General features: G+C 59.6%; 14 protein-coding genes. 11 read left to right on the plus strand and 3 right to left on the minus strand.

Annotation, left to right across the window (positions count from 1 at the left end; translation table 11 throughout):
• Positions 1–21 precede the first annotated feature (21 nt).
• The 9 genes from ACTG2W_RS17515 to cysQ all read left to right on the plus strand — a co-directional run bounded on the left by ACTG2W_RS17515 (position 22) and on the right by cysQ (position 8,465).
• Positions 22–1,002 (plus strand): MucB/RseB C-terminal domain-containing protein, encoded by a 981-nt coding sequence (locus tag ACTG2W_RS17515; RefSeq protein ID WP_005335407.1) that lies wholly within the window; start codon positions 22–24, stop codon positions 1,000–1,002.
• A gap of 93 nt (positions 1,003–1,095) precedes the next feature.
• Entirely contained in the window at positions 1,096–1,557 is a 462-nt protein-coding gene (locus ACTG2W_RS17520; protein ID WP_040068038.1) for a SoxR reducing system RseC family protein, read from the plus strand.
• A 116-nt stretch (positions 1,558–1,673) separates the two neighbouring features.
• Complete coding sequence (gene lepA / locus ACTG2W_RS17525; protein WP_005335396.1) at positions 1,674–3,467, plus strand: translation elongation factor 4; 1,794 nt, start codon at positions 1,674–1,676, stop codon at positions 3,465–3,467.
• Between the two features lie 3 nt (positions 3,468–3,470).
• Positions 3,471–4,394, plus strand: a complete 924-nt coding sequence (gene lepB, locus ACTG2W_RS17530) for a signal peptidase I (RefSeq protein ID WP_005335395.1) — start codon at positions 3,471–3,473, stop codon at positions 4,392–4,394.
• Entirely contained in the window at positions 4,395–5,066 is a 672-nt protein-coding gene (gene rnc, locus ACTG2W_RS17535; protein WP_005335394.1) for a ribonuclease III, read from the plus strand.
• Positions 5,063–5,962 (plus strand): GTPase Era, encoded by a 900-nt coding sequence (era, locus tag ACTG2W_RS17540; protein WP_042053921.1) that lies wholly within the window; start codon positions 5,063–5,065, stop codon positions 5,960–5,962. The genes rnc and era overlap by 4 nt, the downstream gene beginning before the upstream one ends.
• Positions 5,963–6,673 (plus strand): DNA repair protein RecO, encoded by a 711-nt coding sequence (gene recO / locus ACTG2W_RS17545; protein ID WP_157161337.1) that lies wholly within the window; start codon positions 5,963–5,965, stop codon positions 6,671–6,673.
• Positions 6,674–6,757: 84 nt separating this feature from the next.
• Positions 6,758–7,495, plus strand: coding sequence for a pyridoxine 5'-phosphate synthase (gene pdxJ / locus ACTG2W_RS17550; RefSeq protein WP_440016436.1), 738 nt, complete (start codon positions 6,758–6,760; stop codon positions 7,493–7,495).
• Between the two features lie 202 nt (positions 7,496–7,697).
• The gene (gene cysQ, locus ACTG2W_RS17555) at positions 7,698–8,465 is read left to right on the plus strand and encodes a 3'(2'),5'-bisphosphate nucleotidase CysQ (protein WP_440016437.1); all 768 of its coding nucleotides are present in this window, start codon (positions 7,698–7,700) and stop codon (positions 8,463–8,465) included.
• A gap of 80 nt (positions 8,466–8,545) precedes the next feature.
• On the opposite strand, the gene ACTG2W_RS17560 is transcribed toward cysQ, so the two are convergent.
• The 3 genes from ACTG2W_RS17560 to ACTG2W_RS17570 form a co-directional block, all read right to left on the minus strand.
• The gene (locus ACTG2W_RS17560) at positions 8,546–8,842 is read right to left on the minus strand and encodes a YciI family protein (protein ID WP_064341351.1); all 297 of its coding nucleotides are present in this window, start codon (positions 8,840–8,842) and stop codon (positions 8,546–8,548) included.
• A gap of 24 nt (positions 8,843–8,866) precedes the next feature.
• Complete coding sequence (locus tag ACTG2W_RS17565; RefSeq protein ID WP_064335576.1) at positions 8,867–9,430, minus strand: septation protein A; 564 nt, start codon at positions 9,428–9,430, stop codon at positions 8,867–8,869.
• A gap of 90 nt (positions 9,431–9,520) precedes the next feature.
• Positions 9,521–11,044: an aminotransferase class V-fold PLP-dependent enzyme gene (locus ACTG2W_RS17570; protein WP_429188391.1), complete on the minus strand. Its 1,524-nt coding sequence runs from the start codon at positions 11,042–11,044 to the stop codon at positions 9,521–9,523.
• 175 nt (positions 11,045–11,219) lie between these two features.
• Here ACTG2W_RS17570 and trhA point away from each other — a divergent pair, with 175 nt between their 5' ends.
• Together trhA and ACTG2W_RS17580 are read left to right on the plus strand one after the other, a co-directional pair.
• Positions 11,220–11,855: a PAQR family membrane homeostasis protein TrhA gene (trhA, locus tag ACTG2W_RS17575; RefSeq protein ID WP_429188390.1), complete on the plus strand. Its 636-nt coding sequence runs from the start codon at positions 11,220–11,222 to the stop codon at positions 11,853–11,855.
• Positions 11,856–11,982: 127 nt separating this feature from the next.
• Entirely contained in the window at positions 11,983–13,644 is a 1,662-nt protein-coding gene (locus tag ACTG2W_RS17580; RefSeq protein WP_005335335.1) for a putative transporter, read from the plus strand.
• The last annotated feature ends 24 nt before the right edge of the window (positions 13,645–13,668 follow it).

The raw sequence follows: 13,668 nt of genomic DNA on the forward strand, positions 1-13,668 counted from the left end.
CGAATTGTCAGGGATACAAACGTGCGCCAGTCCAGCCGTATTTTGCTGGCCTCTCTCCTGCTGATTAGTGCCAAGGCCTCGGCCGACGATAAGTCGGCCGAGGCCTTGTTGCAGCAGATGCAGAGTGCCGTGCAGCAACAGAATTTCGAGTTGTCCATGGTCAAGGCCCGTCAGGGGCGTCTTGAACCGATCCGGATCAGCCATGCCGTGATCAACGGCAAGGAAGTGGCCCACCTCAGTTACCTCGACGGCAAGGCGATCGAGTATCTCCAGCGCCAGAACGAATACACCTTCTTTGAAAACAGCCACGATCCCTACACCCTGAAGGATGCCCGCTTCCCCGGCATCTGGTCGACGTTGGTGAAGATGCCGCTGGCACAGGTGCTGGAGAGCTATGATCCTGTGCTGGCCGGCCGCAGCCGGGTCGCCGGTGTGGTGGCACAGGTGGTAAGGCTGGTGCCTAAAGAGGCTGATAAATATGGTTTCGTGCTCTGGATTGATGAGCAGAGCCACTTGCTGCTGCGGATCGACATGGTCGAGCGGGAAGGCAATCTGGTGGAGCAGGTGCTCGGTGTCGAGCTGGATCTGCAGAGCAAACCGGCCCCCTGGCTGGTGAAGCTGGCCAACAGCAAGCAGCCTCCGGCGCTGGCGCTGGAGGATGCCTATCCGGCACCACAACAGCAGTTGAACTGGCAGATCACCTGGCTGCCCGATGGCTTCAAGGTGCTGTCGCAAGACCGGCACCAGCTGGTGACCACCAGTATGCCGGTGGACTACATGATGCTCTCCGACGGGCTGGTGGATCTCTCGGTCTACGTCTCCCGGGTGGATCCCAAGCAGGCGGTGCGCCAGCAGCTGATCCGCCAGGGGGCGACCTCGCTGGTGAGCTATGTCAACGAGGTGGGGGTCGAGATCACCGTGGTCGGTGAGGTGCCTGCCGAAACCGCCAAGCGCATCGCCGAGTCGGTCCAGCCGCTGGCCCGCAACGAAGCGGTGCAGTAACGGGGGATGCGGGGTTCTTCCCCGCTTGCCGAGCGTGGCGAGTCGTGGTCAGATCCCCTGATTGTGTCAACCCGAGGTGTTGCCGTGAATGAGATGAGTGAAGAGCTGGCGACCGTGGTGGCCATTGAGGGTGACCATGCCTGGGTGGAGTGTGAGCGTCGTTCCGCCTGCAGTGGTTGTCAGCAGCAATCCAACTGCGGTACCGGCACCGTGGCCAAGGCGTTTCCCCTGAAAGCTCCCCGCTTGCGAGTCAGGCTGACCGCCGAGGTGCGGGTTGGCCAGCAAGTGAGGCTCGGTATCCCGCAAGAGAGTCTGCTGCGCGGGGCGGCGCTGGTCTATGTGCTGCCGCTTTTCTGTCTGTTGGCCGGCGCCTTGCTGGGGCAGCTCTGGCTGGCGCCGCTGCTCTCGGGCGGGGAGGGGATTACCATTCTCTGCTGCCTGCTGGGGGGCGTGCTGGGCTTTTTACTGGTTCGTTACTTTTCCAACCGCCTGGATCAGGGGCGCTACGGCCCGCAGATGCTCGGCGTGGTCGTCCCTGTCCGCATCCTCCCCTGACTGAACAGGCGCTATTTCACTGGCGCCGGCGACTAAAGAATGGCCGTCAGCCGGGTTATCCAGTAAAATCGCGCCTCCATAACTGACCTTAACTAATTTTGAGTGACTCTTGCTCGATGAAACACATTCGTAACTTTTCGATTATTGCGCACATCGACCACGGTAAATCGACCCTGTCGGACCGTCTGATCCAGACTTGCGGTGGCTTGTCCGACCGCGAGATGCAGGCTCAGGTGCTTGACTCCATGGATCTGGAGCGCGAGCGCGGCATTACCATCAAAGCACAGAGTGTGACCCTGAACTACCAGGCACAAGACGGTAACACCTACCAGCTGAACTTTATCGACACCCCGGGCCACGTGGATTTCTCCTACGAGGTCTCCCGCTCTTTGGCGGCCTGTGAAGGGGCGCTGCTGGTGGTGGATGCCGGCCAGGGGGTTGAGGCACAGACTCTGGCCAACTGCTATACCGCCATGGAAATGGATTTGGAAGTGGTGCCGGTGCTGAACAAGATTGACCTGCCAGCCGCAGAGCCCGAGCGGGTTGCCGAGGAGATCGAAGACATCGTCGGTATCGATGCGGTCGATGCGGTGCGCTGCTCCGCCAAGACCGGCCTGGGTGTTGATCTGGTGCTGGAAGAGATCGTCGCCAAGATCCCGGCACCGGAAGGTGACCCGGATGCCCCGCTGCAGGCGCTGATCATCGACTCCTGGTTCGACTCCTATCTGGGCGTTGTCTCTCTGGTGCGGATCAAGAACGGTTCCCTGAAGAAGAACGACAAGATCAAGGTGATGAGCACCGGTCAGGTGTGGGGTGTCGATCGTATCGGTATCTTCACGCCAAAGCAGGTGGATACCCAGGGTCTGGGTTGCGGCGAGGTAGGTTGGGTTGTCTGCGGTATCAAGGACATCCACGGCGCGCCGGTGGGCGATACCCTGACTCAGGCCAAGAATGGTGCCGACAAGGCGCTGGCTGGCTTCAAGAAGGTGAAGCCGCAGGTTTATGCAGGTCTGTTCCCCATCTCCAGCGATGACTACGAGTCGTTCCGTGACGCCCTCGACAAGCTCTCCCTGAATGATGCCTCCCTGTTCTTCGAACCGGAGAGCTCCACTGCACTGGGCTTCGGCTTCCGTTGCGGCTTCCTCGGCATGCTGCACATGGAGATCATTCAGGAGCGTCTGGAGCGTGAATACGATCTGGATCTGATCACCACGGCGCCGACCGTAGTGTACGAGATCGAGCTGACCGACGGCTCCACCATCCATATCGACAGCCCGGCCCAGATGCCCGCCATCACCAGCATCAAGGAGATGCGCGAGCCGATCGCCGAGTGTCATATCCTGCTGCCGCAGGAGTACATGGGCAACGTGATCACCCTCTGTATCGAGAAGCGTGGCGTGCAGACCAACATGGTCTACCACGGCAAGCAGGTGGCACTGACCTATGAAATCCCGATGGCGGAAGTGGTGCTCGACTTCTTCGACCGCCTGAAATCCACCAGTCGCGGTTACGCCTCGCTGGACTACGGTTTCAAGCGTTTCGAAACTTCCGACATGGTCCGTCTGGATATCATGATCAACGGTGAGCGCGTCGATGCCCTGGCCATAATCACCCACAAGGACAACGCCCAGTATCGCGGTCGTCAGGTGGTGGAGAAGATGCGTGAGCTGATCCCGCGCCAGATGTTCGATATCGCCATTCAGGCGGCCATCGGCAACCAGATCATCGCTCGCAGCACCGTCAAGGCGTTGCGTAAAGACGTAACTGCCAAGTGTTACGGTGGTGACGTGAGTCGTAAGAAGAAGCTGCTGAACAAGCAGAAAGAAGGTAAGAAGCGGATGAAGTCTCTCGGCCGTGTCGACGTGCCGCAGGAAGCCTTCCTCGCGATTCTCCACGTCGGAAAGGATTAATAGATGGCAAGCACGTTTTCCCTGATCCTGGTGGTGGTCTGCGCGATCACCGGTGTTATCTGGTGTCTGGACAAGATGATTTGGTCCAAGCAGCGCGCCGCCAAGATTGCCGTGGCTCGTGCCCATGGCGGTGCCCACCTGGATGAGAAGACCCTGGCCAAGGTGGCCCCTGTGCCGGTCTGGATTGAACAGACCGCCGGGGTCTTCCCGGTCATCACCTTTGTGCTGATCCTGCGTTCGTTCATTTTTGAACCGTTCCAGATCCCGTCAGGTTCCATGATGCCCACCCTGCTGGTGGGCGACTTCATCCTGGTGGAAAAATTTGCCTATGGTCTGCGGGATCCGGTGACCAACACCAAGTTCCTCGAGACTGGCGAGCCCAAGCGTGGCGACGTGGTGGTGTTCAAGTATCCCCTTGAACCGCGCGTTGACTACATCAAGCGGGTGGTCGGCATGCCGGGTGATCGGGTCATCTATCGCAACAAGGAGCTGATGATCCGGCCCAAGTGCGAAGAGCAGGAAGGGAAAACGTGCCCGGGCTTCAAGAAGCTCGACGTCAAGTTTGAACAAAGAGGCGAATTTACCCAGATGGGGATCCCCCTTGACCGCTATACCGAGCAGTTGGGTGATGTCTCCCACGAGACCCTGCGCAATCCGCTGATGCCCGACATGGTTGGCCGTTACTATCGCCAGCCCGGCACCTACCCCGACGAGTGGGTCGTACCGGAAGGCCAGTATTTCGTGATGGGCGACAACCGCGACAACAGCACCGACAGCCGCTTCTGGGGCTTTGTGCCCGAACAGAATCTGGTCGGCAAGGCGGTCGCTATCTGGATAAGTTTTGAATTCGAGCGCGAAGAAGGCTCCCTGCTGCCAAGTTGGGTACCGACAGGTGTGCGCTTCAACCGCATTGGCGGAATCAAGTAAATGAATATCAAGATGAACAGACTGCAGTCCCGTCTCGGGCATGTCTTTGCGGATCTGGAACTGCTGACCCGCGCGCTGACTCACCGCAGCGCCGGTTCCCGTCACAATGAGCGACTGGAATTTCTGGGTGACTCGATTTTGAGTCTGGTGATTGCCGACGATCTGTTCCACCGCTTCCCGCAAGCGGCGGAAGGGGATCTCAGCCGGATGCGCGCCACCCTGGTGCGCGAGAAGACCCTGGCCGAACTGGGCCGGGAGTTTGACCTTGGGGATCACCTGATCCTGGGCCCCGGCGAACTCAAGAGCGGCGGTTTTCGCCGCGAATCCATTCTGGCCGACACGGTCGAGGCGGTGATCGGTGCCGTCTATCTGGATACCAATCTTGAGACGGTGCGGACACTGCTGCTAAGCTGGTACGCCAGCCGCCTGGAAGAGATCAAGCCGGGCATCGAGCAGAAGGATCCCAAGACCCGTCTGCAAGAAATTTTGCAGGGAAGCCGCAAATCCCTGCCGACCTACACTGTGACCAACGTCAAGGGCGAGGCCCACAACCAGGAGTTCACTGTCCAGTGTGACGTGGAAGGTCTGGATGGTCCCCTCGTCGGGGTCGGCACCAGCCGTCGCAAGGCCGAACAGGCCGCGGCGCAGCAAGCATTGGAAAAACTGTCATGACAGATACCACCTACTGCGGCTTTGTCGCCATCGTGGGCCGCCCGAATGTGGGCAAGTCCACCCTGCTCAACAAGCTGCTTGGCCAGAAGGTCAGCATCACCTCGAAGAAGCCCCAGACCACCCGTCACCGGATTTTGGGGATCGATACCGAGGAGAACTACCAGACCATCTATGTCGACACCCCGGGTCTGCACATTGAAGAGAAACGGGCCATCAACCGCCTGATGAACCGTGCCGCCACCAGTTCGCTGGGTGATGTGGCCATGGTGGTGTTCATGGTCGACGGTACCCACTGGACCAAAGACGACGAGATGGTGCTGGGCAAGCTGCGCAATCTCAAGTGCCCGGTGGTGCTGGCGGTCAACAAGATTGACAACGTCAAAGAGAAAGAAGATCTGCTGCCCCACCTCGAGTGGCTGGGCCAACAGATGAACTTCGCCCATATTCTGCCCATCAGTGCCGAAAAGGGCACCAACGTGGAGAAGATCCGCGAGTGGGCCAAGGATCTGCTGCCGGAAAACGTCCACTTCTTCCCGGAAGATTACGTGACTGATCGCTCTTCCCGCTTTATGGCCTCCGAGATCATCCGCGAGAAGCTGATGCGCTTCACCGGTGAGGAGCTGCCCTACTCGGTGACGGTGGAGATCGAGCGCTTCAAGGTGGAAGAGAACGGTCTCTACCACATCCACGGCCTGATCCTGGTCGAGCGTGATGGTCAGAAGAAGATGGTCATCGGCAACAAGGGCGAGAAGATCAAAACCATCGGCACCGAAGCGCGCCTCGACATGGAACGTCTGTTCCAGAACAAGGTGCACCTCGAGCTGTGGGTCAAGGTCAAGTCGGGCTGGGCTGATGATGAGCGCGCCCTGCGCAGCCTCGGGTATGGCGACGACTGATTGCTGACCCCGGCTTTCGTCATCCATAGTCGGCCCTATCGGGAGACCAGCCAGCTGGTCGAGGTCTTCACCCAGGATAGTGGCCGATTTACTCTGGTGGCTCGCGGTTCTCGCGGGCCACGCTCCCCTCTCAAGGGGCTGCTGCAACCCTTTACCCTGCTCACCATCGCCTGGCGCGGCAAGGGCGATCTCAAGAACTTCACCCAGGTCGAATGCCCGGATCACTCCCTGCGTCTCGGCGGCGATCGCCTCTTCTACGGCCTCTATCTCAACGAGTTGGTCTACTACCTGCTGGAAGCGCACACCCCGTTCCCCGAAGTATTCGACGCCTATGCTCGTGCCATCATGGCGCTGGCCGATGGCGAGACGCCGGAGCTGCCGCTGCGCCGCTTCGAGTTCCTGCTGTTGCAGGCGCTCGGCTATGCGGTGGATTTCGAATACACGGCGGACGACGAGTCGCCTATCGAGCCGACCCTGCTCTATGGCTTCGAGCGTGAATTGGGCTTTGTTGCTTGCGAGCGGGCGCCGGATCCCCGTACCCTGTTTCTCGGTGCCCACCTGCTCGCCTTTGCCGAGGGACGTTTCGATACCCCTCCCTTGCTGCAGGCGGCCAAACGTTTCAGCCGATTGGCACTGCAACCCTATCTGGGCAAACGCCAGTTAAAGAGCCGGGAGCTGTTTTTAAAACGCAAAGCCAGCATCCAAGGCTGACACAGATTACAGACATACGGATATTGGCGCGGGGTGATTCGCTGACCGCGCAGTCAACAGATGAAGCCTTTCAAGGAGTTCTCAATGAGTGAAATCTATCTGGGTGTGAACATCGACCATATCGCGACTCTGCGCAACGCCCGTGGCACCCAGTATCCGGATCCGGTACAGGCCGCCTTTGTGGCCGAACAGGCCGGGGCCGATGGCATTACCGTGCATCTGCGAGAAGATCGCCGCCACATCACCGACCGCGATGTGGAGATCCTGCGTCAGACTATCCAGACCAGAATGAATCTGGAAATGGCGGTGACCGAAGAGATGATCGGCATCGCCTGCCGCATCAAGCCCCACTTCGTCTGTCTGGTGCCGGAGAAGCGCACCGAAGTGACCACTGAGGGCGGTCTGTATGTGGCCGGTCAGCTGGACAAGGTGACTGACGCCGTTGCCCGCCTCTCCGCGGTGGGGGCGCAGGTTTCGCTCTTTATCGATGCTGATCCCATCCAGATTGATGCGGCTGCCGAGAGTGGCGCCCCCTTTATCGAGATCCATACCGGTCGTTACGCCGATGCCACCACAGATGCCGAGCGCAACGCCGAGTTCAAGCGTATCGCCGCCGGTGCCTCCTATGCCGCAGGCAAGGGCTTGAAGGTCAATGCCGGCCACGGCCTGCACTACCACAACGTCAAGGCCATCGCCGCCATCCCCGAGCTCTATGAGCTCAACATCGGCCACGCCATCATTGGCCGTGCCGCCTTCGATGGTCTGGCCAAGGCCGTGAGCGATATGCGCCTGCTGATGCAGGAAGCCCGTCAGGGGATCTGAGTTGCAAAATAGGCCCGCGGCCTGAGACCGGCCGCTAGAAATAACAAGGGACGCCACGGCGTCCCTTGTTATTTCAGGCGTTGTTCAAGTGAGGGCAATGGGTTGGCGGCCACCGAGCTGTAATAACTCAGTACAATCGGCTATAAGCAGTTGATGTCAAAAGGGTTACACTGGTTGACCCTGTGAGCTGGACGAGAATGTTATGGATCATCCCTTGTACCACCCCGATATCACCGAACTTGAACCTGTCGCCCGCGCGGCGGGTGCGGCCATCATGGCCATCTACAGCCAGCCTTTCGCGGTGGAGTACAAGAGCGACGAGAGTCCGCTGACCGCAGCCGACAAGGGGGCGCATGAGGTGATCGTTCAGGGGTTGGCACGGCTGACTCCGGATATTTCCGTATTGTCGGAGGAGTCGGGGCCCGAGGTGATGGCGGCGCGCCACGGCTGGTCCCGCTACTGGCTGGTGGATCCCCTCGACGGCACCAAGGAGTTTGTCTCCCGCAACGGCGAGTTCACCGTCAATATCGCGCTGATTGAAGAGGGGGCGCCGCGCTGGGGGCTGGTCTATGCCCCAGTGCTGGACAAGCTCTGGTATGGCGGAAAGGGGCTCGGTGCCTGGCGCATCGCCGATGGCAAGCGCGAGCCTATCCAGACCCGGCCTCATCGTGAAGGCGAGGCGTGGCGAGTGGTGGGCAGTCGCAACCACCTGTCGCAGGAGACCCTCGATTTCTTGGCTCCTTTTGGCGAGCTCGAGCTGGTCTCCATGGGCAGTTCGCTGAAGTTCTGCATCATCGCCGAAGGGGGCGCCGAGCTCTATCCGCGCCTCGCACCGACCTGCGAGTGGGACACTGGTGCGGCGCAGGCTGTGCTGGAGGGGGCGGGTGGCAGCGTCACCCAACTCGATGGCTCGTCCCTTGTCTACAACAAGCCCGACATACTTAACCCTTGGTTTGTCGCCAAGGCATAAGCGAGATATCGGGATGCAAAAAGGCCGGACTGGAATGAACTTCCAGTCCGGCCTTTTTTATTTCGCTATTCGCTTTGCGGTCAGAAGACCTTTTTGAACGGCTTGATGGTGACCTTGGCGTAAACACCGGCGGTCACATAAGGGTCGGCATCAGCCCAGGCTTTGGCGTCAGCCAGCGAGGCAAACTCGGCGATGACGGTGCTGCCGGTAAAGCCAGCATCAGCCGGATCCTCGGCATCGATAGCCGGGTTGGGACCTGCGGTCAGCAGCCGACCTTCATCCTGCAGGGCTTGCAGGCGAGCCAGATGGGCAGGGCGAACTTGCTTGCGCAGTGGCAGGCTATCGGGGACATCTTCGGAGTAGATGAGATACCACATGAGACAATCCTTTTCTGATGAGGGTTACTTTTTGGGTTCGTCTTTTTGCTGGGACAACTGCTCGGCAGGGATGTGGCGATAGAGATAGACGCCGCTCAGCAGGGTAAAGACCAGCGTCATCCCCAGCAGGCCGAACACCTTGAAGTTGACCCACATCTCCTGCGGCAGGTTAAACGCTACGTAGAGGTTGAGCAGGCCACAGACGGTAAAGAAGCCGACCCAGCCGAGATTGACTGTGTCCCAGACCTTATCGGGTGCTTGCAGCTCTTTGGCCAGCATCTGTTTGATAAGGTTCTTGCCAAAGCCGTAACGGCTGATGAGCAGGCCCAGTGCAAACAGCACGTTGATGACAGTCACTTTCCACTTGATGAAGGTGTCATCGTGGAAGAAAACCGTGAGACCGCCAAAGAAGCCGACCAGCAGGAAGGTGAACAGCTGCATCTTCTCGACTTTGCGATAGCGGATCCAGCTATAGGCGAGCTGCAGACCGGTGACCACCACCAGGGCGCCAGTGGCCATGTAGATGTCGTAGAACTTGTAGACCGCAAAGAAAACGATAAGTGGAATAAATTCAATAAATTGCTTCATTGTTGGCGCCTAGTCCTCAAGAATGGCCTGCAAATTTCGCCCAGTCTACCTGCACGGTGGACAACGGCAAATGAATAAGACCGCTCATTTTTACGCCGGTTCCGCGCTGTCGCCAAACAGTTGGCGTGCAATCGAGATCCCCAGTCGCTGCTGATCGGCCAGCAGGTCGCGGATATGGCGCTCTTCGATAAGCGGGTTGAGCAGCACGGCGCGCAGCAGGGTGAGCGGTTGGGCACCGTAGCGTACCACCGCCCGCTGGGTGCGGGAGACAAAGCTGTGCCCCTCGGCCCGCTGGGCTTTTTGCAGTGCCACGTTGAAGTCGTTGATCTGTGCATTGGCCGCTTCATCCAGCACCTTGCCCTGCAGGTGGGGTGGAATGCAGCGGTAGGAGAGCAGGTTCATCACCGGTGCCGACATCAGCTCGAAGGCGGGGTCACTTTCGATGAGATCTGCCATCAGCCGGGCGCGGTCGTAGTTGGCTTCGATAAGCTCGGCGTAGCCTTGCTGGCCGAAGAGTTGGAAAGCGGCATCCAGATAGAGGGCATTGGCCGGGCGGGTGCCCTCCAGCGTAAAGCGGCCCTGATCGAACGAGGTGGCACGAATGGCGTAGGGCGCCTCTCGCTTGACCGCCATCATCAGGTCGGGCTGGCGGCAGAGCAGCATGCCGGTACCGAGTGGCACCAGCAGCTGTTTGTGGCCATCCAGTGTGACGGTGTCGGCCTGCTCAATGCCGGTCAGCAGGCCTTGATAGCGGGGGGAGAAGAGGGTCGGGCCGCCCCAGGCGGCATCCACGTGGAAGTGGATCTGCTCGCGCTCGGCGATGGCGGCCAGCTCAGGCAGGGGGTCGATGGAGCCAAAGTCGGTACTGCCTGCCACGCCGACCAGCGCCAGTACTTTCAATTTCTGCTCTCTGCACTGGATCAGCGCCTGCTCCAACGCAGCCAGACTGAGCCGGTTCTGCTCGTCGGTCTCGAGGCGCCAGACGCTGCGGGCGCCCAGCCCCAGCAGATCCATCCCCTTGTCGAAGGAGTAGTGCATCAGCCGGGAGCCCAGAATAACGGCGCCGCGATAGCCCTGCTCATAGAGGGCGAACAGGTTGTCGCCACAGGCGCGGTTGCGGGCCAGCCACAGTGCCGTGACGTTGGCGATGGTGCCGCCGCTGGTCATGACGCCGAGGGCGGCATCCTTGGCATGCATCTGCTCGCCGTAGAAGGCATCGTCCTTGCCATAGATGAGGCGGTGCAGCTTGGCCAGCACCTCCCGCTCCAGAAAGCTGAGCAGGCGGGAGGACTCCATCTTCATCGGATTCTGGTTGAGCATCACCACCAGACGGGAGAGCTCGGCAGTGAAGGCCGGCAATGGTGCCGTCATATGACCCATGTAGCGTGGCGAGGTGAGGTGAGAGGCGCCGGGTACCAGGGTAGCCAGCCGGGCGAGATAGGCCTCGGTCGTGCAGCCCCTGGCGGGCATGCGGGACTGGTCGAGCTGATGGGTGAACAGGTCGCGTTGGTAGGGAGCCTGACTGTCGTCGGAGTGGTGGAAGCTCTCCAGCAAGGTGTTCATCGCCTCGCCAAAGGCGGGATCCGCTTGTGCAAACAGCTCAGTCAACTTCATCAGGTTCTCCAGACCAGGTCACCGGTGTTGGTGTCTATGCCGCTTGTCTCGGGCATCGGCGGCAGAGCATACACCAAAGGGGGGCGGGTGACAGCCACCCCATTTTTTAAGCGAACACTTGTACTTCGAAATGGTGCTGGGTAGAGTGAGCCACAGTTATTGTGGAGTTGATGTTATGAGTGGTGTGATGGATTACTCCCCCCGGGAGGAGCTGGCAAACCGGCTGAGTCACGGTGCGGGATTGTTGCTGGGGATTGTCGGGCTGGTGCTGTTGCTCATCAAGGGATGGGGACAGGGTACGCAGGCGCTGGTGAGTTACAGCCTTTATGGCGGCAGTCTGGTGCTGCTCTATCTCGCCTCGACCCTCTATCACAGCATGGCGGAAGGGCGGGCCAGACGTTGGTGCAAGGTGTTTGATCACTGCGCCATCTATCTGCTGATTGCCGGCACCTATACCCCCTTCCTGCTGGTGGCGCTCGACATGCCGCTGGCGAAGGGCTTGATGGTGGTGATCTGGGCCCTGGCGCTGGCTGGTGTGGTGTTCAAGCTGGTGTTTATCAACCGCTTCAAGAAGTTGTCGCTCTTTACCTACCTGATGTTGGGCTGGCTGTCGCTGGTGGTCATCTACCAGCTCTACATCCATCTGGCCGGTGAGGGGCTGTTGCTGCTCGGGCTTGGTGGCCTTATCTACAGCCTCGGGGTCATCTTCTATGTGGCCAAGCAGATCCCCTATAACCATGCCATCTGGCATCTCTTTGTGCTGGGTGGCAGCGTTTGTCACTTTATGGCCATTTACGGCTACGTCGCCTAACGTCTTGCAACTAGCCCTTAATTGGTATTTTTGGCGCGTAAAAGGATAAATTCGTGCGGTATCACACAGTTGGCATCAGCGTTTGCTGACAAGCTAGGGCCAGTTCAATTCGCAAAGGATGCACGAAATGAGTGAAATCGCGCTTTCCATCAGCATGTTGTCGCTGGTGGCAGTGCTAGGACTCTGGCTGGGAAACTGGCGAGTCTATGGCGTTGGCTTGGGAATAGGGGGGGTGCTGTTCGGCGGCATCATAGTGGGTCACTTTGCAGGCGCCTCCGATCTCGCGCTGGATGCACAAACGCTTCACTTTATTCAAGAATTTGGCCTGATCCTGTTTGTCTATACCATCGGCATCCAGGTTGGGCCGGGTTTCTTCTCGTCATTGCGCAGTTCGGGTCTCAAACTCAACGCCTTTGCCGCCTTGCTGGTCATCCTTGGCTGCGTGGTGGCTGCTGGCTTGCATCAATTTTTCGATGTGCCGTTGCCGGTCATTCTGGGGGTCTTCTCCGGTGCCGTCACCAATACGCCATCCCTCGGTGCGGGCCAGCAGATCCTGGCCGAGCTGGGCGCCGCGCCCGGTTCTACCGGCCTGATGGGGATGGGATATGCGGTTGCCTATCCGTTTGGTATCTGTGGCATTTTGCTCACCATGTGGCTGGTTAGGGTCTTCTTTCGCATCAAGATCGACGATGAAGCCGCCCAGTTCGAGCTGCAAACCGGTAAAACCAAGGAGAGCTTGCAGACCATCAACATCGCGGTGCGCAACCCCAATATGCACGGCCTGATGCTGAGCGAGATCCCGAGTCTCGACGAGTCTGATGTCATCTGTTCACGGCTCAAACGGGGCGACGAGCTGATGGTGCCACGGCCGGAATCCCGTATCGAACTGGGTGACTTGCTGCATCTGGTGGGTGAGCGTCACGCGCTGCACAAGGTGTTGTTGGTGTTGGGGGAGGAGGTGGAGACCTCGCTCTCGACCCGGGGCACCGATCTGCGCGTCGAGCGAGTAGTGGTGACCAACGAGCAGGTTCTTGGCAAGAAGATCCGCGATCTGGACATCAAACAGCGCTATGACGTGGTGATCTCCCGTCTCAACCGGGCTGGCATCGAACTGGTGCCGACCAGTCAGACCAGCCTGCAGTTTGGTGACATCCTCAACCTGGTTGGCCGTCTCGACGCCATCGAGGCCGTGACCAATGTGGTCGGCAACGTGCAGCAAAAGCTGCAGCAGGTGCAGATGTTGCCGGTATTTATCGGGATTGGCCTCGGCGTATTGCTCGGCTCCATCCCCTTCTATCTGCCCGGTTTCCCGGCCGCCCTCAAGCTGGGTCTGGCGGGCGGGCCGCTGGTGGTGGCGCTGATCCTGTCGCGGATTGGCAGCATCGGGAAGCTCTACTGGTTCATGCCCCCCAGTGCCAACCTGGCGCTGCGGGAGATCGGTATCGTACTGTTTCTGGCGGTGGTCGGATTCAAGTCCGGTGCCGGTTTCGTCGATACCCTGATCAACGGTGATGGCCCGGCCTGGATGCTCTACGGCATGGCGATCACCCTGATCCCTCTGCTGGTGGTCGGTGTGCTGGCGCGCCTCTACGGCAAGATGAACTATCTGACCCTGTGCGGCTTGCTGGCCGGCTCCATGACAGACCCTCCCGCGCTGGCCTTTGCCAACGCCATGCACCCGACCAGTGGCGCCAGTGCGCTCTCATACGCCACTGTCTACCCGCTGGTGATGTTCCTGCGGATCATCTCGCCACAGCTGCTGGCTATCATCCTCTGGGCGGGAGCCTAGGGTTCATCCTGACGGGAGCATGCC

The sequence above is a fragment of the Aeromonas sp. 96A genome (assembly GCF_051919165.1).
Taxonomy (GTDB): domain Bacteria; phylum Pseudomonadota; class Gammaproteobacteria; order Enterobacterales; family Aeromonadaceae; genus Aeromonas; species Aeromonas veronii.